We start from the raw sequence: 22555 nt of genomic DNA on the forward strand, positions 1-22555 counted from the left end.
CCCATGACGATCGTCAAGTCCATCGCGCTGTTCGTAATAGCCGCCATCGCCGAGATCGGTGGCGCCTGGTTGATCTGGCAAGGCTGGCGTGAACACCGCGGCCTGTTGTGGATCGCCGGCGGCATCCTTGCTCTGGGCGCCTACGGCTTCGTGGCGACGTTCCAGCCCGATCCGAACTTCGGCCGGATCCTGGCCGCCTACGGCGGCGTCTTCGTCGCCGGTTCTCTGGCCTGGGGCATGCTTGTCGACGGATTCCGCCCCGACCGTTGGGACCTGGCCGGCGCCGCGATCTGCCTGATCGGGGTCGTCGTGATCATGTATGCCCCCCGGAGCGTCTCGTGAGCACGCCGGCCGACCTCGCGGCGAACAAAGCCATCGTGCATCGCCTGGTCGACGAAGTGCTCAACGGCGGCCACCTCGACGTGATCGACGACCTCTACACACCCGACCAGGCCGCGGCGGCCCGGGAGTGGATCACACCGTTCCGGGCGTCGTTCCCCGACGTCCACATGGACGCCGTCGAACTCCTCGCCGAAGGCGACATCGTGATCGGGCGATTCACCTGCACCGCCACCCACACCGGCACCTGGCTAGGGCACCGGCCCACCGGACGCCGGTTCGTCGCCGTCGACGAGGTCAACCGCTACCGGATCCGCGACGGCCGCATCGCCGAGTCGTGGGCACTCGAGGACAACCTCGACAGACTCTCCCAACTCGGTCTACTGCCCACCAGCCCCGGGCCCGATCAACAGATCACTCGTGACGCCACACCTTGACCGACGACGCCAGCAAGAGCACCACGAGCAGCGGAACGATCACCACGCTCGGAACCACTCCTAACAGCAATCCTCCAAGCAGGGTTCCCGTCACGGAACCGGCAGTCATCGACAGCACGAAGCCTCTGTTCTGGCGCAAGATCTGGAAGCTCGCGTCCTGGGAGTAGCGGGCAAAGGCGACCAGCATCGTCGGCAACGAAACCGCCAAGGACAAGCTCCCGGCGAGCTTGATGTCGATGCCGTACAGCAACACGATCGTCGGGATCAGCAACTCCCCGCCGGCCACGCCCATCAGTGCCGCCACCACCCCGATCACAACCCCGGCGACCAGCCCCCCAACCAGCCGGACCACCCCGGGAAGGTCCAGCGTCCCGACCGGGCCGAGATGCGACGCCGCCAGAGCAGCAGCAATGACCACCAACAAGGCCCCGAGAACCTTGTACAGGGTTGCCGACCGCATCTTCGTGGCCCATGTCGCACCCACCCAGGCACCGACGAGGCTGCCCGCCAGCAGGTTCAGCACCACTGCCCACTCCGAAGCAACGTCCGCGATCGGGACCGCCAGCAGGCGCGCAGGGATCGCGGTGAGAACCACGATCAGGCTCATCGCCTTGTTCACGATCACAGCCTGCAAAGCTATGAACCCGAACAATCCGATCAGCAACGGCAGTCGGAACTCGGCCCCACCGAGCCCGATCATGCCGCCTAGCAGCCCTACGGCCGCGCCAGCCGAAAAGGCCAACGGCAGAGAACGGACGCCCCTGACCGGCTCCGTAGCCCGGACACCCCGCTCGACCATCGCCACACCCCAAGCTCGATCCGTCGAGCGTCACACTAGACGACCCCGACCCACACCCAGCAGCTCATCCTCCCGCCCAGGTGCCGACCAAACTTGACGAGTTCAGTGAAAGGGTCGTCGACTGAACCACGAAAAGGAGCCGGACATGTGGAAAGACGTACTGATCGGGCTCGGAGCGGCCGTCGTGGTCGCGTGGCTTGCGCTGGTGGTGGCGTTGCTTCTGGCACGCCCGAAGGGCAACGTGCTGCGGGAAGCGCTGCGGATCCTTCCCGACCTGATCCGGTTGCTGAAGGACCTCGCGACCGACCGTGCGCAGCCGCGCGGGGTGCGGATCAGGCTCGGCCTGCTGATGGTCTATCTCGCGGTCCCGTTCGACCTGATCCCCGACTTCATCCCCGTGCTCGGTTACGCCGACGACGCGATCATCGTGGTCGCCGTCTTGCGCGGCGTGGTCCGCCGGGTCGGACTCGAGCCCCTCCGGGCCACGTGGCGCGGGACCGAAGACGGCTTCAACGCGCTCTGCAAGGCCGCAGGCCTCACCCCACGCCCGTCATGATCTCCCGCGGCTCGGTCTCGTGATGCCTGACTGGTGGCAGGCGGTGCTGGTGTTGGCGGCGGCATTTGGGACCACGTTGCTGTCGGCGGTCGCGGGCTTCGGTGGCGCGGTGCTGTTACTGCCGATCTTCGTCGCCGTGTTCGGCCCTCGCGACGCCGTCGCCGTCCTCACCATCACCCAGCTCGTCAGCAACGGCAGCCGTGTCTGGTTCAACCGGCACGACGTCGACCGCCGCCTGGTCTCGATCTTCGCCGCCGGCGCGATCCCGGCCGCCGTCGTCGGGGCGCTGCTGTTGACCCGTGCTCCGGTTCCCGCGCTCACTCGCGGGATCGGGGTCTTCCTGCTCGCCATGGTCGCCTGGCGCCGACTCCGCCCGAGAGCTGCCATGGTCGGCGATCGTGGGTTCGCTGCCATCGGAGCTGCCTCGGGCTTCGGCTCGGCACTCGTCGGCAGCGTCGGGCCGATCGTCGCGCCGTTCTTCCTTGCCCGCGGACTCGTCCGCGGTGCCTACATCGGCACCGAGGCCGCCTCCGCGGTCGTCATGCACCTGACCAAACTCGTCGTGTTCGGCGCCGCAGCCCTCCTGACATGGCGCACTGGCTTGATCGGCCTGGCTCTCGTTCCCGCAGCCACAGCGGGAGCCTGGGCAGGTAAGGAGGTCCTCGACCGCCTCCCCACCGCCGTGTTCACCGGCCTCGTGGAGGCAGGACTGGTCGTGGCAGGGATCCTCCTGCTGCTCACCGGTTGATAGCCCCGCCATCTCCGACCGGGCTTGACTTGTTCAGTGAAGCCAGGCTCAGCTGTACGGAACACAGTTCACTGTTCGCGGCCAGGTCCTCGAAGTAGAACCGATCGAGGATCCTGACGGTTTGGCGGCGCGGCGGGCAGCGATGGGTATGGAGCCGTTCGAGGAGAACGAGGCGAGGGTGCGTGAGATCTGGAAGCGCGACCGCGCCGCGGATACGGCCGGTCCTGTCGGCGCCCCAGACTGAGCCTCGCTGGGTGCCACAGCTGCCAGTTGACGCGTTCGGCCTGTCTCAGCTGATGGGCGAGGCAGCGTTGGGAAGCCGGGGGGAGCGGCTGGGGCTAGGTCAGGATCCGGTGGGTGTAGCCCGCCTTGACGAGGCGGGCGTAGGCCTCGCCTGGTGTGGCGTCGGTTGCGGAATTGCGAAACCTCGCTCGGCGTAGAGCGTGATCCGCTGGGTCTCGCCCACGAGCATGTTGAGGACGCGGTCGGCGTCAGTGACGTACTCCTCGAGCGGGAGTTACTGTGAGGTGCAGACTGGTTCGACTTCGCGTCGCGGCGGAAGGCGATCCATGCGTCAGTGAGCCCGATCCGTCAGGTGCTGATGAACAGTGGCCGGTTGAATCGCGGCTCCTTGCGATGCAGGTACTTCGTCCAGCCCAGACTGGTCCAAAACCGATCCGCGTCCTCTGACAGCGCCGCGAAGGTCCGGCCAGGGTAGGCGGCCATCAACAGTTTCACGACGTCGGATCCGTGGCCGGACCTCCGCAAGTCCTCGCGGACCTCAAGAAACTCGATCTCTGCGAAGCCCTCAATAGGCGCCTCTACGCCGTATGAACGACCTACCGTGGACATGGGCTCGAGCTCGATTCTGGCCACCTCGCCATCTGACTCATCGCTGGCCGCGAACCACATGGTCGCCTTGTCGGTGAGCTCTCGCGAGTACCACCAATGCTCGGTGAAACCAGCCACGTCATCGAATGGAGGATTTATCCCACTCCCCGAAATTTCACGCCGCACAAGCCTTAATGCCATTGCTGAAGTGTCTCACTAGAACCGGTCGATCACGCGGACGCGTTTCCAACAATCAGTACCGCAGCGATGCCCAAAGCAAGTACTGCGGCAGTCACCAGACCGGCCGTCCGGAACCGCGGCCACCGATTCCACTTTAGCCCGCACAAGGCGAGCAGAAGCGCGGTGCACACAGCCATCCCTGTCGCTGTGATTTGAGCCCAGATCTGGTGTGTTGCCTGGATGACAGCCGGGACAACCCCGAAGAGACCTATGGCAGCAACGACGAACACGACGATCGGACTAGAGCCAGGGCTAGGAACAGAATCGGGAACTGAGGCTACTGCAGGCTCAGGATGATTCCGCTGAGGCGAATCCTCGGCATACTTTTTCGGTGACTTGATCGACTGCCTGACATCAGTGCTGTTGATCGCGACGTTCGAAGGGCCGTGAAAGTGGTTGGTAGTGACGCTGCTTGCAGAAGTCCGCTCAGCCGTCGGGGTACCGGATTGAGATGGAGACTCTGGGCCGAGCCTGAGTGCCCCGGCCAGCCGATTGTCAGTTGGCTGCGGGCCCGGTGATCCGACGGACTCCGCTCGCTGCTGGGCAGCCTCCTGGCGCTGGCGTGCATGCCAGTATTGCTCGATGGTTGTGACGTCTCGGTAGAAACGGATGTCGCGGTCGACGCTATATGTCCACAAACCATCGTTGTTGGAGCTGGACGACGTCCAGGGCTCGAAGGAGAGCAGCATCGCGGAGCGTCGGCCAAGCTCACGCTTCTCGTCTTCTGGCAAGTCCAGTTCGAGCTCCTCGAGTACCTGGTCGAAGGTCACTTCTACAGGCAGCGCTGGATCGCCCTTTCTGTACGAATCTGCGCCAAGACGCGCGCCTGTTACCACCACCTCAAGTACTTGGTGAGTGCCGGGACGGTTGGCGCATGCAATCACACCGGCGACGGTGAGCGAGAGCCTTCCGGCTGGATCGGCCCGCGCTCCGCCCTGCGGCCGGCCTCCGTGCATGAAGAGCGGCGGGATCTGGCCAATGAGTTCCGCGAGATCGACATCGGCGTCGCGGCTCAGAAGGGTTCGGTCGATCGCCTCGAACGTTGGCCAGTTGCTGGTGCGGTCGAGTTCCTCCCAGACAAGCTGAAGTAGCTCGGTTGCGTCGTTCGCGAGCGCGGGCAGGCGTGCCGCATCGGAGTCGTCAGTCATTCGACCAGTCGATTCGGAAAGCGACTCGGTGTGGTTTCAGCGCAGGCACGAGGTCAGGATACGTATCGGACACCGGGGGTACAGGCCCGGAGCGCCGCCATGCCGAAGGCTGGTCAACCGCCGAGGAATCCGACCGCAGCAGCCGCCACGGCGCCGCCGATTGCCTCAGTTCCGGCATCTTGGGCTACGTCGGCAAACCATCGACGCACTCGCACCCAACGTCCCTGGCCGGTCCCAGGATCTTCTTGGTCCTCTTCGGCTGCGGTACGGAGGTTGGTGATCAGGTCAGGTTTGACGCCCACATCCTGGAGATAGCGGACGAGATCTTCGAGGTCACCCCTGGCGGGTGGCTTGATCGTCTGCTTGACGCCCGAACTGCCGATCGCCACGTTCGCGGGGCCGTGGAAGTGGTTGGTGATGACCATCGCCGCGAGATTCTGCTCGGCGTCGGATGTATCTCCCTGGCCGGCATCTGGTACGACCTTCTCCAGCTCCAGGGCGAGGTCGAGTATTCGGTTGCGTACTGCATCGAGTACGCCGACCAACAGATGCCGGGAGACTGGGATCTTGGCCTCGACGAGGACCATGTCGCCGGTGACAATGCGCTGAACCAAGCCGCTCTGCACGAACTGGTTGTAGTTCTGAACGATGTTCGCGCTCCACGCCAAAGTGACGTTGTCCTGGGCAGCCATGCTTCCGAGCTCAGCAGCGGATTCGCGCAATTCAATCTCGAACAGGGAGGCGGCTTCGAGCTTTTTGTCCCAGCCAGAGCTGGGGATCTGCACATTTTGGAGTTCCCTGCCGAATCCGCCCATGAAGTGCCCCAGGACGTGCGCCTGATGTGGTCCGCGGTACGGCGGCAGCTCGACGTCAGCTGGGTAGCCGTTGAGCTCATGCTCGATCCATGCGGCGAGGAAAGCTGCGCGGGTTCTGGATGCCAGAATCTTGACCTGACGGAGCAGACTCGCGACGGACGCTTCACCGCTTGCTCCACTGATCAGGTCATCCAACAGAGTCATTCCGAATCCTCGTCTCTCCAGCAGCCACCGATAGCGGTCATGGGCGACTGGGCCGCTAGGGCCACTGCAGAGCGTAGTGCGACCGACGGACATCTTCGGCCTGCGATGCTTCCCGAGGCGGGCAGTCTCGCTTGCCCACGTTTGGGAAGACGGCAGCCCGGTGGCCGTGTCGCCTGTGCCGAATCCTGGTGTGTCGGCTTGCCCGAGCGTCGATCGTAATTTGCCGGTAGTTTGAATCGGTGACTCGCCGGCCCGCCCCGCAGCCCGGTCAGGATCCAGCGGAACCGAAGGCGACCTACCGCGACGTGTTCGCGGTCGCGGAATTCCGTGCGTTGTGGTTCGCGCAGCTGGCATCCGTGGCCGGGGATCAACTCGCCCGGGTGGCGCTTGCAGTTCTCGTGTTCGACCGGACTGGATCGGCTGGGCTGTCGGCGTTGACGTACGCCCTGACCTTCTTGCCCGACCTGCTGGCCGGGCCGTTGCTGTCGGGGCTGGCGGACCGGTTCTCGCGGCGCCGGGTGATGGTGGTGTGCGACCTGGCTCGGATGGCGCTGGTCGCGGCGATGGCGATCCACGGCATGCCGCTGTGGCTGCTGTGCGTCCTGCTGGTCGTGGCTCAGCTGTTCGCCGCGCCGTTTCAGGCGGCACGGGCCGCGTTGCTGCCATCGATCCTGACCGGCGAGCAGTACGTGAAGTCGAGCGCGGTGTCGAACATGACTTCGCAGTTTGCTCAGGTCGCGGGGTTCGTCGCCGGTGGCGCCTTCGTCGCCGCACTCGGGGCGCATCGGACGTTGCTGGTCGACGCGGCCACCTTCGCGGCCTCGGCAGCACTGGTCGGTTTCGGGATCCGTGACTACCCCCTCGACGGCGACCCGGCGCAGCGCCCTTCCTGGCTGACGCAGATCGCGGCCGGCGCCCGACTGGTGTGGAGTGATCGGCGTCTGCGGTACCTGGTAGCGCTGGCCTCGTTGATGGGGTTCTACATCACCGTCGAGGGCCTCGCCGCGCCGTACGCCGCAGCCTTGCCCAACGGTCCGGTCACCGGTGCGGTAGCGGTCGGCGTGCTCTTGGCGGCCAACCCGGCGGGCACGGTGACAGGGATGCTGCTGCTGACCCGGCAGGATCCGGAGCTGCGGGTCTGGCTGATCCGGCCAATGGCGATCGGAGCATGCGCGCCCCTGATCGGCTGTGTTTTCCAGCCGGGTCTCGTGGTGACGGTGCTGTTGTGGTTCGTGTCCGGCCTTTCCTCGGCCTATCAGTTGCAGGCGAACGTGATGTTCGTGCAGAGCATCCCTGACGGGCAGCGGGGCCAGGCGTTCGGCCTGGCCCGCACCGTGATGATCGTGGCCCAGGGGGTCGGGATCCTCCTGGCAGGGACGGCAGCGGACCGGTGGCGGCCCGCTTATGTGGTTGCAGCGGCCGGCGTGCTCGGAGTGATCGCCGCGGCCGGTGCAGCCACAGGATTCACCCGGGCACAGCGTGCGCACACGCCGGCCTGACGGGGCGGTTCGCGGGATCGGGAATAGGGGATGTCAGTGCCACTCGCCGTTGCGCATAGCAGACACCTCCTCCCAAGGGGGGCTCTCCGCATTGCCAGGTGACGGTGACATTCGGTGACGTGACGCTTACCCTGGCAGTGGGACCTACGTGAGGCGGGGGTTACTCCATGATCAGTATCCGGCATCGGCGGCCCGGCCGCCGCCGCCCGGACCGATCGCGCGCGCTGCGCAACTGGGAGCTGTGGACGATCCCACCTGTCCTGCTGAGCTATGTCCTGGCTGTCGACGCATTGGCTCTCGCCGCGCCAGTGCTTGCGTCCGGTGTTGACCCGATCGGATCGGTGGATCTGGTCAGGTTCGTGGCCTTGGCCGTGGGGTCCGCGGTCCATATCGAGGCAGCCAAAGGCATCGAGAAGCTGCGCGAGCTCGCGGCCGAGGGACTGCCGTACGTCAACCTCAAGGGAATGTGGACCTTCGCCGCGGTCTTGCTATTGCCTCCGCCACTGGCCTTCGCGCTGATCGTGTCAACCTACCTGCACTCGTGGCTGCGTTTGAACCGCGTCCGCGCTTACCGGCTTGTCTTTACAACGGCAACGGTTGTTCTCGGTTCAGCTGCCGCGGCGCTCGTCCTGCAGGCACTCTCTCCGGATGGGTATCCCGGCTTCCCCTCCGGCCCGATCGGTCTGGCCGTACTCGTTCTGGCAGGGCTCGCGTATTGGTTCGTTAACTACGGCCTCGTCATCGGCGCAGTGCTGCTGTCCAGCCCGGAGACCAAGGCCCGCGACATGCTCGGTCGGCTCACCGACCACTTCGTGGGTCTGGGCTCGCTCGGCCTCGGAGTAGCGGCGGCAGTCCTCCTCCTAGAGCAGCCGTGGGCGAGTCCGCTCCTGCTTGTTCCCGTCCTCGGCCTGCAGTACGGGTTGCTGGCTGGCCAGTTCCAGACCGCGGCCCGTACCGACACCAAGACCGGCCTGGTGAACGCGGCATTCTGGCACGATATGGCCAGCAAAGAACTCGAGCGCGCCACCAGTACCAACTCACCGGTGAGCTTGCTGTACGTCGACCTGGACTACTTCAAGCCCATCAACGACACTCACGGCCACGATGCCGGCGACAAAGTCCTACAGACCGTTGCCGCCGAACTCCAGCAGGTGCTTCAGGCTGTGGCCACCGAGCTCCAGCGAGCCACTAGGGCTGACGACCTCGTCGGTCGGCTCGGCGGCGAGGAATTCGCCGTACTGCTTCCCAGCACCAGCCCTGTTGACGCGGCGGAGATTGCCGAACGCATCCGGCGCCGTATCGAGGGCCTGTCGGTGCGAGTGAACAGCCAAGCAGGCCAAACCGAGGTCATCGACAACCTGACCTGTTCCGTCGGGGTTGCCACCTTCCCAGATGCCGCGAGTACCCTGCAGTTGCTCGTCGAAGCCGCTGACAAAGCCCAGTACGCCGCCAAGGACGCCGGCCGTAACCGGATCGTCGTAGCTCCCGCCAGTTCACGCTAACTGAACGATTCTCAGCCGGAACCCACGGGTCGAGGGCGATACTGCCGGGACCTTCACCCCGTGGGTTCGGTCCAACGGCGCACGGGATGGTCGAGTACTGGCGCCTCAGCAGTACCTACCACCGCGGGTAGCGGCGACGAGTTGCTGCACAGTCAGTTCGGACGTGCCCAGGTGCAGATCGGTCCGCCGTGGGTCGAGATCAAACTGAGACATTGCTCGAAACGGCCAGACCTGCGATCCAGGACGGCCAGGGCTGAGTCTGCGGCCTCAGTGGTTGCGGGGATGAGCAAGGCAAGTCGCCGGCTTCTTGAGGACGAACGCCAGCCGCGCCGCAAGCGCTCAACCCGGGCCGTCGGGGGCGGTGCGTAGCAAGAACGGTACGGTGAGTTGAAATGCGGCCTGTGCCGCTCGTTCGCGCGGCTGTTCCGGTCTTTGCCGGTCACTCGCCGTGTGAGACGTGAAGGAGTCAGATCGAATGGTCAAGACGCTCACCCACAAAAAGACACCGCTCGGCTTGACGCAGGGCCGGGCCTCGCTGGCTGAACCTGCGGCGGCAGCGATCTGCGACCAGCACGGTGCGGCGCTGTCTGCCTTGGCCGAGGTCGTGGCCGGTGACTCGGGCTCGGCGCAGGCCGCGGTAGTCGCGGTGATCGTGGCGGCGTTCCCGGCAACGACAATGGCGGTCCCGATGGCGCCGGTCGAGATGCGCCGACACCTCGCACGACGGGTGTACCGCCAGTGTGGCTCTGGGCTGGATGACACGGTCTCTCGGGCGGGCCGGGAACGCGTCGTGCTGGCTCTGGCACAACACGGCCGGCTGACCTATCGCGCTGCTGGCGACCTGCTGGGTTTGCCGGCCTCGGAGACCGCGCAGCTGTTGAACTCTGCGTTGCGGCGGGCATCAGCAACGACTGCGACGCCCTCCACTCAGTAACAGTGGAGAGCGTCGACGGTGTCGCTATGCGCTAGGTCCGCGCAGGGCGGGCCCTTGGCTGCTTCAGGTCAGTTGAAGATGCCGAGCAGGCCGTGGCCCCAGCCGCCGCCGTGGCCGCTCCAGCGCGAGCTGATCTCGACGTACAGGCCGACGACGATGTTGAGGCCGCTGTGGTAGTCCATGGTGTTCTCCTTGAAGCTTTGGGGGGAGGGGTTTTGCTTACACATCTACTTCGGCGCTGCGGCGAACCCGGATGGGTCATTCGCTTTATTTCTTGAGAGATTCCAAGCGCTCGGTTGTCATGGGCAACCGATCCCTCGTGAACTGAAAGTCGCTCAGTTGCCGAGCTCGGCGTAGGGCTGGAGGTCTCTGAGCAGTGCAGCTTTGGGCTTGGCGCCGACGATGGATTTGACCAGCTCGCCGCCGACGTAGACGTTGATGGTCGGGATGCTGATCACGCCGTACATGCCGGGGGTGGCGGGGTTTTCGTCGATGTTCATCTTCAGGAAGGTGATCTTGTCGCCGTGCTCGCCGGCCAGCGCCTCGAGGATCGGGGTGACCTGCTTGCAGGGGCCGCACCATTCGGCCCAGAAGTCGACGACGACGGGCTTGTCGCTGGCCAGCACGGCGGTGTCGAAGTCGGCGTCGGTGACATCGGTCAGTTTGTCGCTCATGATCGGGTCCTTGGGGGTCAGGTCAGGCAGGAGATGGGCTGGGTGGCTGCTTCGTATTCGAGGGTGGCCAGGAAGCGTTCGGCGTCGAGGGCTGCGGAGCAGCCGGTGCCGGCGGCGGTGATCGCTTGGCGGTAGGTGTGGTCGACCAGGTCGCCGGCCGCGAACACCCCCGGCAGATTGGTCCTGGTCGAACCGGACCGGACTAGGACGTAGCCCTCGTCGTCCAGGTGAACCTGGCCTTTGACGAGTTCGGAGCGGGGGTCGTGGCCGACCGCGATGAACAGGCCTGTGATCGGCAGTTCGCGGGTATGGCCGGTGACGGTGTCGCGCAAGGTGACGCCGGTGAGCTTGTCGTCGCCGTGGATCTGGGCGACTTCGGCGTTCCAGGCGAAGTCGATCTTCGGGTTGGCGAAGGCGCGGTCGGCCATGATCTTCGACGCGCGCAGTTCGCCGCGGCGGTGGACGATGGTGACTTTGTCGGCGAACCGGGTCAAGAAGGTGGCTTCCTCGATAGCGGTGTCGCCACCGCCGACGACGGCGATCTCGTGGGAGCGGAAGAAGAAGCCGTCGCAGGTCGCGCACCAGGACACGCCGTGTCCGGACAGGCGTTCCTCGTCGGGCAGGCCGAGTTTGCGGTACCCCGACCCCATGGTCAGGATCACGGTCTTGGCGTGGTGGACAGCGCCGGCCGAGTCGGTGACGGACTTGATGTCGCCGGTCAGGTCCACCGAGACGATGTCGTCGGCGACGAGTTCGGCGCCGAACCGCTCGGCCTGGGTCCGCATCTGATCCATCAGGGCGGGGCCCATGATGCCTTCAGCGAAGCCGGGGTAGTTCTCGACCTCGGTGGTGGTCATCAACGCGCCGCCTGCGGTGACGGAGCCCTCGAAGACCAGCGGCGCGAGCTGTGCACGGGCGGCGTAGACCGCGGCGGTGTATCCGGCCGGGCCGGAGCCGATGATGATCACGTTGCGGACGTTGGACTCGTTCATGAGGGGACTTTCTCGTTGCAGTGGACGTGGGATGCAGACCGGCCCGGAAGGGGGCTGTCACGGACCGGCCTGCAGCTGGAGGTGCCCGGTCTGGGCAGACCGGCTCAGCCGAAGCTGTAGGTGAAGGCGGACAGACCCGGGCTGTAGACGACGGTCATGGTCTTGCGTTGCTGGCCGGGCAGATCGACCAGCTGGTAGGCGTTCGGCGTACCGGAAACCTTGATCGTCTTGTCGGGCAGACCGGGGATCGAGACGGTGACGGTGCCTTCGCCGGACAGGACGTGGAAGACCTTGGCCGCGTTGAAGTTCAGCCGGCTCTGCGAGCCCTCGGTGGAGGTGACGCTCTGAGTGCCGACGACCCAGTTCCCGCCGAGGCTGTAGGTGTCGTCGGGCTGGGCCGCGTTGAGGCCGAAGGCGACTGTCTTGTTCGGGGTGAGCTTGCCGCTGCCGTTCAGGTTGGCTGCTCTGGAGTAGCCCAGGTAGGACTCAGGGGTGGTTCCGTCGGCACCGATCGTGTCGGCCTGGACGCTGCCGTCGACGGGATCCGGGAGCTGGACGTTCGGGTTCGCGTCCTTCAGCAGTTGGCGGATCTGGTCCTCGGTCTGGCCGTAGCTGCCTTCACCGAACTTGATCGACCGGACGGTGCCCCCGGCATCGATCAGGTACTTGGCCGGCCAGTACTGGTTGCGGTACTCGGTCCACGTCGCCAGGTTGTTGTCTTGGCCGACCGGGTAGGTGATGCCTTCCTTGCGGATGGCCGACTCGACGTTGCCGGCGCTCTTCTCGAACGCGAACTCCGGCGAGTGGATCCCGACGATCTCCAGGCCCAGTGACTTGTACGCCTTGTCCCACGCCAGCAGATGCGGTGTGGCGCGCTGGCAGTTGATGCAGGAGTAGGCCCAGAAGTCGACCAGGACGACCTTGCCCTTCAGCTCACCCAAGGTGGCGGGCTTGCCGCCGGGAGTGTTGAACCACTTCTGCGTTCCGGTGAACTCCGGCGCCGCGCCGCACATGGTCAGCTCGGCAGCGCCGGGTGTGCACTTGGCCAGTTCCTGGCCGCCTTGGCCGAGCGCCGGGGCGAGCACGCCTTGGACGGTCTTGTTCTCGGCGACCTTCTTCTCCAGCCCACTCGTGTACGACGGCAGCGAGCGCTGAATGACGTCGGTGATGTTGAAGGCCAGCGCGATCGCGAGCAGGATCATGACGATCCCGCCGCCGATCCGAAAGCCCTTCTGGTGGTTGCGGTAAGCCTTGACTCGTTGGGAGATCCGCGATCCGGCGGAGGCGAAGATCAGCAGCGGGAGTGCGGCGCCCATGGCGAAGGTGACCGTGAGCACGACGGTGCGCCAGCCGACGTTGCCGGTGGCACCGGCCACGGTGATGGCGGCCAGGACCGGTCCCGCGCACGGGACGTACAGGGTGCCGAGTCCGAGGCCGAGAACGAAGGCGCCGTTGTTGTTCTTGTTGATCTTCGGCAGCCGGTAGAAGGGCTTCTCGATCCAGTGACCGAGGGCGGGGAAGATCAGGCCGAGGCCGACCAGGGTCAGGATGGTGAGGCCGCCCCAGCGCAGGAAACTGTCAGGCAGGCCGAGCGCGGACAAGATGACGGATCCGGCCAAGGTGAAGAGGCTGAAGCTGACGATGATGCCGGCGATGATCTTCAGCGGGCGGAAGTCGCGCCGCGGTTTCACCGTTTCTGCGGAGTCTGGCTCCGCGACAAGCACGTCGCCGTCTGCCCCGCCGGCGGTTGCAGTCTTGCGGCCGCGCTTGCCGGGGGCTGTCGTTTCGGTCTTGGTTCCGGCGAAGAAAATAATCGGCAGCATGGGCAGGACGCACGGAGAGACTCCGGTGATCAGCCCGCCCACCAATCCGATAAAGGCCAGCGTCAACATGGGGTCGCTCCAACTCGAAAGAATTTCAACAGAGACACTCCCACTTCGATTCAAACCAGCTCCACGGATGGGCCGACAGCGGTATTTGTTTGATTACCGCGGCCTTACCTCAAATGTTTTCGGAGTTGCGCACCGCTCCCCTGGCGCCGGTGGCCTGTGACCTGAGGGTTCGTCCTGACGGGCGGTCGGCAACCCGTTGAGGGACGCCGCAGATGACCGTGCGGTAGGAGTGCTGAGAAATTTCGCCGGTGCACCCATCCAGGTCGGGGACAGCGCCGAAGTCCCGATGTCAGCTGCGAGACGCACAAAGCGACTCACCAGCAACTGGTGGCGACAACGCCGGGTAATTGACGGTCTTCGCCGGAATTACCAGTCGCCCCGGCTCAGTCACCTCACCGAAAGAGAGATCTCGTCATGTCCAAGACCATCGTCCGCGTCGGCCTCGCCGCGTCCGCACTGTCCCTGCTGTTCGTCACCGCTGCCTGTGGCGGCGGCAACGACGACGCCGGTTCGACCCCCTCGACCAGCACCTCCACCTCGGCTCCCGCCGAGACGCCGTCGGCCTCCGCCTCGATGGACAACGCGGCCGGCCTGGTCGGCCCGGGCTGCGCCGACTACGCCAAGGCCAACCCGACCGGCGCCGGTTCGGTCGACGGCATGGCCGCGGCCCCGCTGGCCACCGCCGCCTCCGGCAACCCGCTGCTGAAGACCCTGGTCGCTTCGGTCTCCGGCAAGCTCAACCCCAAGGTCAACCTGGTCAACACCCTCAACGGCGGCGAGTTCACGGTCTTCGCGCCGGTCGACTCCGCCTTCGCGAAGATCCCGGCCGCCACGATCGAGACGCTCAAGAAGGACGACGCCCTGCTGTCGAAGATCCTGACCTACCACGTCGTGGCCGGCCAGCTCGACCCGACCGCGGTCGTCGGCAAGCAGACCACCGTGCAGAAGGGCGCTGTCACCGTCACCGGCTCCGGCGACAACCTGATGGTCAACAACGCCAAGGTCATCTGCGGCGGCGTGAAGACCGCCAACGCGACCGTGTACCTGATCGACACCGTACTGATGCCGCCGGCGGCCTGACGATCCCGTCGACCGGCATCACCGGGCCGGTCTCACCAAGCCAGGACACCAGATCATGGTGACTCCGGCCCAGCAGTAAGCGGTGGTGCCTCCCTGGACAGGGAGGCACCACCGTCCCAGCTCCGCACCACCCCCACACGAGGACACGAAACGGCCCGACCGCTCCGAGACCGCGACGGCTCCAGGGAAGCGACACCACGTGACACTGACACCAGACATTCATGCCCTGACCGGCCCCTACGTCCTGAACGCGGTCGACGCCGACGAGCGCGCCGGCTTCGAGCAGCACCTCGCCATCTGCACCGACTGCACCGCCGATGTTCATGACCTCCGCGAGGCCGTCACCAAACTCAGCGCGAGCGTCGCCACGCAGCCACCGGCACGGCTCAAAGCCACGGTGATGGCAGCCACTGACCGCGTCCGGCAGCTTCCGCCCGTCATCCCCGCCCACGCTCATGGCCGGTCCCGTCACGCTCCCAGACAAGTCCTGCGGCGTTCACTGACCCTGGCTGCCGCCTTTCTCGCTATCGCCACCAGTGGAGCAGTCGCGCTCGACCAGTACCGCGCCAACGCCGAAACGACGGCCGTCAGCACCAAAGCCGCGACAATCCTCGCCCAGTCCGACACCCGAACCGTTCACGGTGCCGTCACCGGCGGCGGCCAGGCAACCGTGGTCATGTCCCAGCAGCAGGACGCGGCCGTCGTACTCGTCCGCGGCCTCAAACCTCTCACCGGCCGCAAGACGTACCAGCTGTGGCTCATCGACGGCTCACGCAACGCCCGGTCCATCGGTCTGACCGACGGAAAGTCCCCGCACCCGACCGTGGTGAATGGAGGCGTGGCCGGCAAGGTCGCCCTCGGCGTCACCATCGAACCACGCGACGGCTCCACCACTCCCACCCTGCCCAGCGGTGGTGTCCTCCAGCCAGTCGTTCAACTCACCACCTAGCCACCCGCCCCAGCACGAACGAGCCGGTCCCACCCGCAACCAGCGGGTGGGACCGGCTCTTTCGTGGCGTCGGGACGAGGACCGGTCCCGGAAAAAACGAACTTTCCACCCATCCACCCGCACAGCTGCACCGAATGGCCTCGTAGCTGTGGTTGTGACCCAGATCACAATACATGCGACTGGGTCGCATCTACAGCCGAGGTTTCGGGCCCCTGGCGCTCGCCGGGAGCCCAGGCAGGGATGAAGGAGAGGAACAGTCATGAGTGACGCAACACGGCGCGGTTTCCTGGTGTTCGCGGGAGCGGGAACCGTCGCAGCGGCCGGGGCGATCGCCGCGCCGAAAATCTTCGGCGAGCAGCCGGCCGACGCCGCGACTCAGCTCGAGCAGGCGGATCTGGCCGGCGCCGAGTCATTCGTCGTCCACGTCAAGGACGTACAGAAGGGCGAGATGGCGATCATGGTCGGCCAGCGCGAGGTGCTGATCACCGACCGGGATCTGGCCGCTCGTCTCGCGGGTGTGAGGACCGCCTGACCGTCCCGGACCCGGCAGGACCGTCGCTCGGCGGGCCTGTCTTCCTGAGCTCGCCCCCCTAACTGGAGGAACTTTCATGTCTTCGCATCGCGAAGCGCCGGAGATCTCGAAGGACCCGGTCGCCGACAACACCGACGTGTACGCGTTCGTCAGCCCGGACAAGCCGGACACGGTGACGCTGATCGCCAACTTCATCCCGTTCCAGAACCCGTTCGGTGGGCCGAACTTCTACGAGTTCGGCGACGACGTGCTGTACCAGATCCACATCTCGAACGGTGGTGACGGCAAGGCCGACATCAGCTACCAGTTCCGCTTCCGTGCCGAGATCCGGAACAAGAAGACCTTCCTGTACAACACGGGTCCGATCACGTCGATCAAGGACAGCACCTGGAACCGGCCGCAGTACTACTCGGTCACCCGGGTCGAGAACGGCCGCTCGCGGATCCTGGCCCGCGACCTTGCCGCGCCGCCGGTGAACGTCGGCCCGCGCAGTACGCCGAACTACGCCAAGCTGGCAGGCGAGGCGATTCACACCATCGGCACGAACCGCAAGGTGTTCGCCGGCCAGCGCGCCGACGGGTTCTTCGCCGACCTCGGTTCGATCTTCGACCTCGGTACGCTGCGTCCGTTCCAGGCGGCCCACCTGATCCCGTCCGCCGCGGCGATGGGCGTCAACGGTCTGCAGGGCTCGAACGTGCACACCATCGCTCTGCAGGTCCCGATCTCGGACCTGACCCGCGACGGCAAGAAGCCGACCGACGTGCTGGACCCGAAGTCGGTCATCGGCGTCTACGCCACCGCGAGCCGCCAGCAGTCGAAGATCTTCGACGTCCTGCTCGGGATCTCGCTGTGGCACGGTCCGCACAAGCAGGTCTCGCGACTGGGCAACCCGTTGTTCAACGAGGTCATCGTGCCGATGGCCGAGAAGGACAAGTGGAACAGCCGGCCGCCGTCGGAGGACAAGAAGTACGCGCAGTACGTGACCAAGCCGGAGCTGGCCGGACTGCTGCCGGCGCTCTACCCGGGTGTGTTCCCGAACTTGGCGGCCTACAAGAAGCCTCGCGCCGACCTCGCTGCGATCCTGCTGACTGGGATTCCGAAGGGCGTCGTACCGGGGTTCCAGAACTACACCGGTCCGGTGCAGGCCGACATGCTGCGGCTCAACGTCGCCGTACCGCCGGCGAAGACGCCGAACCCGCTCGGTCTGGTGGCGGGCGACGCGGCCGGATTCCCGAACGGACGAAGGGTTTTCGACGACGTCGTCACGGTCGAGATCCGGGCGATCGCCGGTCTGACGATCCCGTTGGTCGACCCATCGTACAAGCCCGACGGCGCCGCCTCGGCGGTCAAGGACGGGACGTCGAACACGAACTCCGACTACCTGAAGGTGTTCCCGTACCTCGGGACGCCGGGTGGCGGCTATCAGTCCAAGCCGGGTATCGCGGCTGCGTCATGACCGCGCCAGTCACCAAGCCGCTGACCAATGCCGAGGAGAATCCCCATGCGGGCAAAGGCTCCTCGGTGCTGCTTGACATTGGCGACGGTGTCGGCGCGATCGTGCTGACCATGCCGGCCGAGCTGGACGACGTCGAGATCGAACGGCGACCGGCCGGCTGGACAGCCGAGGAACCCTTGGCCGCTCGCCACCGGCGCAGCGACGAGCACGGTCATGGGCATGGTCACGGTCATGGGCATGGTGAGCACAGCCATGGTGAGCACAGCCATGGGTTCCCGCACGTGGCGGTCGTTCCCCGGTCATCGCCTGAGGGGGAGACGGTCTACTCGGCAGTCTTCTTCGACGTCCCCGAGGGCAGCTACGAGCTGTACGTGATGCCCGACGGCCCCGTCCAGTTGACCGTCGACGTGGTCGGCGGCAAGGTCACCGAGGCCGACTGGCAGCAGTAACCGGCCCGCCGGGCCGCAGCGGACCGTCGGGAGTGGTCACAGGGGCCACGCCCGCCGGTCCGTTCGCGCTCGAGCCAGCGCCCTGCTGGTCTGAGCGCAGCCGACGTCTGAGTGGCCGGATGGAGTCCAGCTCGCGCCGTGATAGAAATCAGCCACCGCTCACAGTTTTCGTCGAGCAGAGAGATTGACAGTGACCGAGCCCACAGCAGTGCCCTGGCCTGCTGGCCCACAAGAGCAGCGGTCGGGCGCCCTCGACAGCGAACTGATGACCCTGGTAGCGCGCGGCGACACCGCCGCCTACTCCCAGCTTTTCGACCTGGTCAGCCCTCGGGTCTACGGGCTGGTCCGGCGCGTGCTGCGCAATCCGGCCCAGTCCGAAGAGGTCACCCAGGAAGTGATGATCGAGGTGTGGCGCCTCGCATCACGCTACGACGCGACCCGCGGCACGGTGACCTCGTGGATCCTGACCATGGCGCACCGCCGCGCGATCGACCGGGTCAGGGCCGAACAAGCCTCCACCAACCGCGACCACGCCGTCGCGGTGCAGTCGATCGAGACCGACTTCGACCAGGTCACCGACACCGTCATCGGGCAGCTCGACGCCGAGCGGGTCCGCCACTGTCTTGGTTCGCTGACAGAGCTGCAGCGCGAATCGATCACGTTGGCGTACTACGGCGGCAACACCTACACCGAGGTAGCGACCCTGCTGGACGCCAAACTGCCCACCATCAAGGCGAGAATGCGTGACGGCCTGCTTCGGCTCCGCGACTGTCTCGGAACCGCGGAGAGGTAACGACCCGATGTCATCGACTGAATTCCATACCCTCACCGGCCCGTACGTGCTGGACGCTCTGGGCCCCGACGAGCAGGCCGCGTTCGAGCAGCACCTGGCCGGCTGCCCCGAATGCATCGTCGAGGTCGCCGAGTTGCGCGAAGCAACCACCAAGCTGTCAGCCGAGGTGGCGATGGCTCCGCCGCCGAAGCTCAAGGCCGACGTGATGGCAGCGATCAGCCAGGTCCAGCAGCTCCCACCGCTGGACCTCGAACCGGCGGCCGGTGCACCCGTCACGGTCTTGCAGCCGCGCCGGTTCACCCGGCGTTCCGCGCTGGCCCTGGCCGCCGCGGCACTGGCGGTCGCGACCAGCGGCGGTATCGCCATCGATCAGTACCGAAGCAACACCGCCACCCAGCAGAGGAACGACCAGATCGCCGCAGTACTGGCCGAGCCCGATGCCCGGACAGTTCACGGCGCCGTCACCGGAGGCGGGCAGGCGACCGTGGTCGCCTCGAACCGCAAAGACGCCGCGATCGTCGTCCTGCGCGACCTGCGGCAGCTGCCGGCTGACCAGACGTACCAGCTGTGGCTCATCGACCCTTCCAAGACAGCACACTCCATCGGGCTCGCAGGCCACGCGACACACGACCAGACCACGATCATCGCTAGCGGTGTGACCGGCAAAGTCGCCTTCGGTCTCACCGTGGAGCCGGCCGGCGGATCAGCAAAACCAACGATGCCCGCCGCCGCGATCCTCGCACTGGCCTGACCCCACACCCCAGACGCAGCCATAGGCGTGCTGCAACGCTGCTCGCAGCGATGTAGCGGGCAGGCCCCGCCCGGGCAACGGAGGCCTCGTGTTGAGCAGCCAGCACGAGGCACTCAGCGTCAGCGCGATCGGTGGCTTCGGCCAGCGAGCGGCACGGTGGCGTTGAGATCAGTTCCTCGATCCGCGCAGCAGTCGCTAATGTCGAAGTCGCTCGCGCGACTCTCCGACTCGTCTGCAAAGCAACCGGGTTCGACGGTACGGGCTGCTCATCGCCACCGCCGCTCGGACCTGGTCGCTGCATCAGGCTGTTGTTTGCTGTTGGCAACACATGGGTGCCGGTCAGCTGAGGGTGAACAGGGCGCTGGGCGGTGCTCCACCGTTTCAAGCCACCTGGCAATCGCTGGTACCGAGGGTGCATGGGCCGGTTGCGCGCCTACCGCGCGGTATGCGCGCGCTTTGGTCACGGTCTGCGGTGACCCGATGGCGGGAGTTGACAGCGGGCAGGATGCAAGGTGATGTGTCCACGCTGAAGTCGACTGGCTGCAGCGTCATAGCCTGTCGAGCTCCCGAAGATAAGGTAACAGCTTGTGGTGACTGAAGCCTTGGTGCCGGCCGAGGACGACGTGCGCCTGGCCGCGCTGCATCGGTACGACATCCTGGACACCCCTCCGGACGGTTCCTTCGACCGAGTGACCGCGCTGGCGGCCAGGTACCTGCGGGTGCCCATCTCGATCGTGAGCCTGGTCGATCGTGACCGGATCTGGTTCAAATCCCGCCAGGGCCTCGACGATGTCGAGCAGATCGACCGCGACCCCCGACTGTGCGCCTCCGCGATCCTGCAGGACGAGCCCTGGCACGTAGCCGATGCCGCACTCGACCCCAGAACACTGGTCAATCCACTGGTTACCGGGCCGCTGGGGCTGCGCTTCTACCTGCGCATCCCATTGACGACCTACGACGGGCACAATCTCGGCACGCTGTGCGTGATCGACCGCGAACCCCGTACTGCGACCGACGACCAGATCGCCACGTTGAGCGACCTGGCCGGCATGGTGATGGACCAACTGGAACTGCGCCTGGCCGCCCGGCGCATCATTGCCCTCGAGGAACAAGCCCGCCACCACGCCGAAGAATGGGCCGTCGCCGCCCAGCGAAACGCCGACACGCTCCAAGACGGCATCGCCAGCAACCGGCTGATCGGGCAGGCGCTGGGATTGCTGATGGAGCGTTTCGACCTCGACGCTGATCGCGCGTTCGTGGTGCTGAAGCGCTACTCCCAAGACAACAACCGCAAACTCAACGAGGTCGCGCTAGAACTGGTCACCACCCGCAAACTGCCGTCACCCGATGCGATACCGCGCCGCTCATCTCGATAGGCCCCCGCGCCAGCCACAGCGAGGTGGAGCTGCTTCGCCCGTGGCAGCCCGTGCAGAACGGGACACTGGTGTGTGATCGGATCTGCACTCAGCGAGCACCGGACGAGACCGCGCGTCGTCGGCATCTTGACCCAACGATGACCTCGCCGCAGGACGGCTCGCCGAGCGTGGGTGGCGGAGGCCGGCCGCCCGTGCGGCCGGCCCGTGAGGTTGGTCAGGCGTTGGCGCGGCTGGTGTTGATCTGGCCGTTGACGCCGGCGGGGAAGAAGCCGCCCTTGGTGGCCTTCTTCGGAGTCAGGTAGACGACGTTGAGGACCTGGTCGGCGCCGCGGCTGAAGGCGATGCCGTTGGCGTCGGTCGGCACGATGTTGGTCTTGCCCTTGTACTTCGTGCCCTGGTCGAGGTCCGCTTTGCCGTCGAGGCTGTCGCGTGCGTTGGAGATCGCCACCGAGGGGACCTCCAGGCCGCGGGAAACGAGCGTGGTGCGGATGTTGGCCGCGTGGTAGGCCTCGACGGCGAGGATGCCCGCTGCCGCTTCGAGGTAGGTCTTGTTGCTGATCAGCGGTGCCGCCCCCTTGTAGGCGGTGACGCCTACGTCTTCGAAGACGTAGGCGGCGAGCAGGAAGTTGTTCTCTCCTGCGTAGGCATCGAACTTCTGGCCGGGCTTGATCAGCCCGGCGGCCAGTGCTGCTGAGGTGAAGGCGGCGTCGATGTCGATCGCCGGGCGCGCGACCGCCGCCGTACCCAGAGCCTTACGCAGGAACCTCACGTGGGCGAGTTCGTCGGCGGCGATCTCCTCGGCATAGGCCTTGACGATCTTGGACTGGAACTTGACCTTGCGGCCGCCCTTGACCCCGCCCGGCTTGCCCTTGCCGTAGACCTCGGCGGCAGACAGGCCGTAACCACGAACCGCGCGGAGGTAGAACTCCGCCTCGAGGTACTCCAGGTTGAGCGCGAAGTTCAGTACGGCACCGTCGCTGGGCTTGGCGTAGTTGGGGTCCTTGTCGTGGCCGAGACCGAGGTCCAGTCCAGAACCTGCGGTGTCAGCGGCCGCTGGGTTGAGGACTGCGCCGGCGAGCAGGCCGCCGCCGGCCAGTCCGGCACCGACGGTGGTGACACCGGCGGCTCGGAGGAACTTGCGTCGGTCGACGCCGTTCTCCGCACTTCGGTCGATCGCGTTGCGGATGAAGAGCTTGTCGAACATGTTCGTCTCCAGAGTCGAGTTCCCACCCGGTCGGTCGACCGCGGCGGGCACAGCGAGCCGTCTCAAGGAGCGGTTGTCGGCGACCAGCCATCCGGACTCATTCGGTGCGGCGACGCGAGCGGATCGGTCAAGACCGCGTGTCGCCCGATCCGGAAACTCGTGAGGCCTCAGACCTATCCGCAGTGCTGAGCGTTCCGAAGTGAATGCCGGGAGCAATGTCTGCTGCGGGATGCTTTCTCCATAGCCCGGATCCGGGCAGTTTCGAACGGATCCGGACAGCGCCCCGTGTCCGGACTTGATCCCTGATCGGTCAGTTACCTCACATCGATCGATCACCTGTCTCACTGCCGCTCGT

23 protein-coding genes are annotated in these 22555 nt (G+C 66.0%); 15 read left to right on the forward strand and 8 right to left on the reverse strand.

Annotated elements, in window-relative coordinates:
- The first annotated feature begins 3 nt into the window (after nt 1–3).
- Nucleotides 4–342 carry a YnfA family protein gene (locus A3ES_RS0102455; protein WP_020385184.1) on the forward strand — a complete coding sequence of 113 codons (339 nt, stop codon included), beginning with the start codon at nt 4–6 and terminating at the stop codon, nt 340–342.
- On the forward strand, nt 339–776 hold the full coding sequence (locus A3ES_RS0102460) for an ester cyclase (protein WP_020385185.1): 438 nt from the start codon (nt 339–341) through the stop codon (nt 774–776). The genes A3ES_RS0102455 and A3ES_RS0102460 overlap by 4 nt, the downstream gene beginning before the upstream one ends.
- Here the strand turns inward: A3ES_RS0102460 and A3ES_RS0102465 are convergent.
- Nucleotides 754–1518, reverse strand: a complete 765-nt coding sequence (locus A3ES_RS0102465; protein WP_202806424.1) for a sulfite exporter TauE/SafE family protein — start codon at nt 1516–1518, stop codon at nt 754–756. The genes A3ES_RS0102460 and A3ES_RS0102465 overlap by 23 nt on opposite strands.
- Nucleotides 1519–1720: 202 nt before the next feature.
- On the opposite strand from A3ES_RS0102465, the gene A3ES_RS0102470 reads away from it, so the two are divergent.
- Both A3ES_RS0102470 and A3ES_RS0102475 read left to right on the forward strand, forming a co-directional pair.
- The gene (locus A3ES_RS0102470) at nt 1721–2131 is read left to right on the forward strand and encodes a YkvA family protein (protein WP_020385187.1); all 411 of its coding nucleotides are present in this window, start codon (nt 1721–1723) and stop codon (nt 2129–2131) included.
- Nucleotides 2132–2153: 22 nt separating this feature from the next.
- The gene (locus tag A3ES_RS0102475; RefSeq protein WP_020385188.1) at nt 2154–2879 is read left to right on the forward strand and encodes a sulfite exporter TauE/SafE family protein; all 726 of its coding nucleotides are present in this window, start codon (nt 2154–2156) and stop codon (nt 2877–2879) included.
- A gap of 591 nt (nt 2880–3470) precedes the next feature.
- Here the strand turns inward: A3ES_RS0102475 and A3ES_RS50915 are convergent.
- The 3 genes from A3ES_RS50915 to A3ES_RS50920 form a co-directional block, all read right to left on the reverse strand.
- Nucleotides 3471–3911: a hypothetical protein gene (locus A3ES_RS50915; protein WP_157630281.1), complete on the reverse strand. Its 441-nt coding sequence runs from the start codon at nt 3909–3911 to the stop codon at nt 3471–3473.
- A gap of 29 nt (nt 3912–3940) precedes the next feature.
- Nucleotides 3941–5098 (reverse strand): hypothetical protein, encoded by a 1158-nt coding sequence (locus A3ES_RS0102490; RefSeq protein WP_020385191.1) that lies wholly within the window; start codon nt 5096–5098, stop codon nt 3941–3943.
- A 113-nt stretch (nt 5099–5211) separates the two neighbouring features.
- Nucleotides 5212–6117: an AbiTii domain-containing protein gene (locus tag A3ES_RS50920; RefSeq protein ID WP_020385192.1), complete on the reverse strand. Its 906-nt coding sequence runs from the start codon at nt 6115–6117 to the stop codon at nt 5212–5214.
- Between the two features lie 239 nt (nt 6118–6356).
- Between A3ES_RS50920 and A3ES_RS0102500 the strand changes: the two genes are divergently transcribed.
- From A3ES_RS0102500 to A3ES_RS0102510, 3 genes are all read left to right on the forward strand, one after another.
- A complete protein-coding gene (locus tag A3ES_RS0102500; protein ID WP_157630282.1) occupies nt 6357–7616 on the forward strand; it encodes an MFS transporter in 1260 nt (419 codons plus the stop codon).
- Nucleotides 7617–7783: 167 nt separating this feature from the next.
- Nucleotides 7784–9118, forward strand: a complete 1335-nt coding sequence (locus tag A3ES_RS0102505; protein ID WP_020385194.1) for a GGDEF domain-containing protein — start codon at nt 7784–7786, stop codon at nt 9116–9118.
- 475 nt (nt 9119–9593) lie between these two features.
- Nucleotides 9594–10052 (forward strand): hypothetical protein, encoded by a 459-nt coding sequence (locus A3ES_RS0102510; protein ID WP_020385195.1) that lies wholly within the window; start codon nt 9594–9596, stop codon nt 10050–10052.
- A 335-nt stretch (nt 10053–10387) separates the two neighbouring features.
- On the opposite strand, the gene trxA is transcribed toward A3ES_RS0102510, so the two are convergent.
- The 3 genes from trxA to A3ES_RS0102530 form a co-directional block, all read right to left on the reverse strand.
- Nucleotides 10388–10726 (reverse strand): thioredoxin, encoded by a 339-nt coding sequence (gene trxA, locus A3ES_RS0102520; protein ID WP_020385197.1) that lies wholly within the window; start codon nt 10724–10726, stop codon nt 10388–10390.
- 17 nt (nt 10727–10743) lie between these two features.
- A complete protein-coding gene (gene trxB / locus A3ES_RS0102525; RefSeq protein ID WP_020385198.1) occupies nt 10744–11718 on the reverse strand; it encodes a thioredoxin-disulfide reductase in 975 nt (324 codons plus the stop codon).
- Between the two features lie 104 nt (nt 11719–11822).
- The gene (locus A3ES_RS0102530; RefSeq protein WP_020385199.1) at nt 11823–13610 is read right to left on the reverse strand and encodes a cytochrome c biogenesis protein CcdA; all 1788 of its coding nucleotides are present in this window, start codon (nt 13608–13610) and stop codon (nt 11823–11825) included.
- Between the two features lie 414 nt (nt 13611–14024).
- Between A3ES_RS0102530 and A3ES_RS0102535 the strand changes: the two genes are divergently transcribed.
- The 8 genes from A3ES_RS0102535 (at nt 14025) to A3ES_RS50925 (ending at nt 20996) form a co-directional block, all read left to right on the forward strand.
- Entirely contained in the window at nt 14025–14690 is a 666-nt protein-coding gene (locus tag A3ES_RS0102535) for a fasciclin domain-containing protein (RefSeq protein WP_020385200.1), read from the forward strand.
- A 199-nt stretch (nt 14691–14889) separates the two neighbouring features.
- Entirely contained in the window at nt 14890–15639 is a 750-nt protein-coding gene (locus A3ES_RS0102540) for an anti-sigma factor (protein WP_020385201.1), read from the forward strand.
- 259 nt (nt 15640–15898) lie between these two features.
- The gene (locus A3ES_RS0102545; RefSeq protein WP_020385202.1) at nt 15899–16171 is read left to right on the forward strand and encodes a twin-arginine translocation signal domain-containing protein; all 273 of its coding nucleotides are present in this window, start codon (nt 15899–15901) and stop codon (nt 16169–16171) included.
- 76 nt (nt 16172–16247) lie between these two features.
- Nucleotides 16248–17627, forward strand: a complete 1380-nt coding sequence (locus tag A3ES_RS0102550) for a DUF4331 domain-containing protein (protein ID WP_020385203.1) — start codon at nt 16248–16250, stop codon at nt 17625–17627.
- The gene (locus tag A3ES_RS0102555; RefSeq protein WP_020385204.1) at nt 17624–18076 is read left to right on the forward strand and encodes a hypothetical protein; all 453 of its coding nucleotides are present in this window, start codon (nt 17624–17626) and stop codon (nt 18074–18076) included. The genes A3ES_RS0102550 and A3ES_RS0102555 overlap by 4 nt, the downstream gene beginning before the upstream one ends.
- 208 nt (nt 18077–18284) lie before the next feature.
- Nucleotides 18285–18869 (forward strand): ECF RNA polymerase sigma factor SigK, encoded by a 585-nt coding sequence (gene sigK / locus A3ES_RS0102560; RefSeq protein WP_020385205.1) that lies wholly within the window; start codon nt 18285–18287, stop codon nt 18867–18869.
- Nucleotides 18870–18876: 7 nt separating this feature from the next.
- Nucleotides 18877–19620, forward strand: coding sequence for an anti-sigma factor (locus tag A3ES_RS0102565; RefSeq protein WP_020385206.1), 744 nt, complete (start codon nt 18877–18879; stop codon nt 19618–19620).
- Nucleotides 19621–20210: 590 nt separating this feature from the next.
- Nucleotides 20211–20996: a GAF and ANTAR domain-containing protein gene (locus A3ES_RS50925; protein WP_237744837.1), complete on the forward strand. Its 786-nt coding sequence runs from the start codon at nt 20211–20213 to the stop codon at nt 20994–20996.
- A 214-nt stretch (nt 20997–21210) separates the two neighbouring features.
- Here the strand turns inward: A3ES_RS50925 and A3ES_RS0102575 are convergent, their stop codons facing one another.
- Entirely contained in the window at nt 21211–22200 is a 990-nt protein-coding gene (locus A3ES_RS0102575) for a ferritin-like domain-containing protein (RefSeq protein WP_026162498.1), read from the reverse strand.
- Nucleotides 22201–22555: the final 355 nt, after the last annotated feature.

Source organism: Kribbella catacumbae DSM 19601 (assembly GCF_000372465.1).
GTDB lineage: Bacteria > Actinomycetota > Actinomycetes > Propionibacteriales > Kribbellaceae > Kribbella > Kribbella catacumbae.

Bases quoted from the DNA above. Each gene is read 5' to 3' on its own strand.
- A3ES_RS0102455 (WP_020385184.1), top strand. From the start codon at position 4: ATGACGATCGTCAAGTCCATCGCGCTGTTCGTAATAGCCGCCATCGCC.
- A3ES_RS0102470 (WP_020385187.1), top strand. From the start codon at position 1,721: ATGTGGAAAGACGTACTGATCGGGCTCGGAGCGGCCGTCGTGGTCGCG.
- A3ES_RS0102475 (WP_020385188.1), top strand. From the start codon at position 2,154: ATGCCTGACTGGTGGCAGGCGGTGCTGGTGTTGGCGGCGGCATTTGGG.
- A3ES_RS50915 (WP_157630281.1), bottom strand. From the start codon at position 3,911: ATGGCATTAAGGCTTGTGCGGCGTGAAATTTCGGGGAGTGGGATAAAT.
- A3ES_RS0102490 (WP_020385191.1), bottom strand. From the start codon at position 5,098: ATGACTGACGACTCCGATGCGGCACGCCTGCCCGCGCTCGCGAACGAC.
- A3ES_RS50920 (WP_020385192.1), bottom strand. From the start codon at position 6,117: ATGACTCTGTTGGATGACCTGATCAGTGGAGCAAGCGGTGAAGCGTCC.
- A3ES_RS0102505 (WP_020385194.1), top strand. From the start codon at position 7,784: ATGATCAGTATCCGGCATCGGCGGCCCGGCCGCCGCCGCCCGGACCGA.
- A3ES_RS0102510 (WP_020385195.1), top strand. From the start codon at position 9,594: ATGGTCAAGACGCTCACCCACAAAAAGACACCGCTCGGCTTGACGCAG.
- trxA (WP_020385197.1), bottom strand. From the start codon at position 10,726: ATGAGCGACAAACTGACCGATGTCACCGACGCCGACTTCGACACCGCC.
- trxB (WP_020385198.1), bottom strand. From the start codon at position 11,718: ATGAACGAGTCCAACGTCCGCAACGTGATCATCATCGGCTCCGGCCCG.
- A3ES_RS0102530 (WP_020385199.1), bottom strand. From the start codon at position 13,610: ATGTTGACGCTGGCCTTTATCGGATTGGTGGGCGGGCTGATCACCGGA.
- A3ES_RS0102535 (WP_020385200.1), top strand. From the start codon at position 14,025: ATGTCCAAGACCATCGTCCGCGTCGGCCTCGCCGCGTCCGCACTGTCC.
- A3ES_RS0102545 (WP_020385202.1), top strand. From the start codon at position 15,899: ATGAGTGACGCAACACGGCGCGGTTTCCTGGTGTTCGCGGGAGCGGGA.
- A3ES_RS0102550 (WP_020385203.1), top strand. From the start codon at position 16,248: ATGTCTTCGCATCGCGAAGCGCCGGAGATCTCGAAGGACCCGGTCGCC.
- A3ES_RS0102555 (WP_020385204.1), top strand. From the start codon at position 17,624: ATGACCGCGCCAGTCACCAAGCCGCTGACCAATGCCGAGGAGAATCCC.
- A3ES_RS0102565 (WP_020385206.1), top strand. From the start codon at position 18,877: ATGTCATCGACTGAATTCCATACCCTCACCGGCCCGTACGTGCTGGAC.
- A3ES_RS0102575 (WP_026162498.1), bottom strand. From the start codon at position 22,200: ATGTTCGACAAGCTCTTCATCCGCAACGCGATCGACCGAAGTGCGGAG.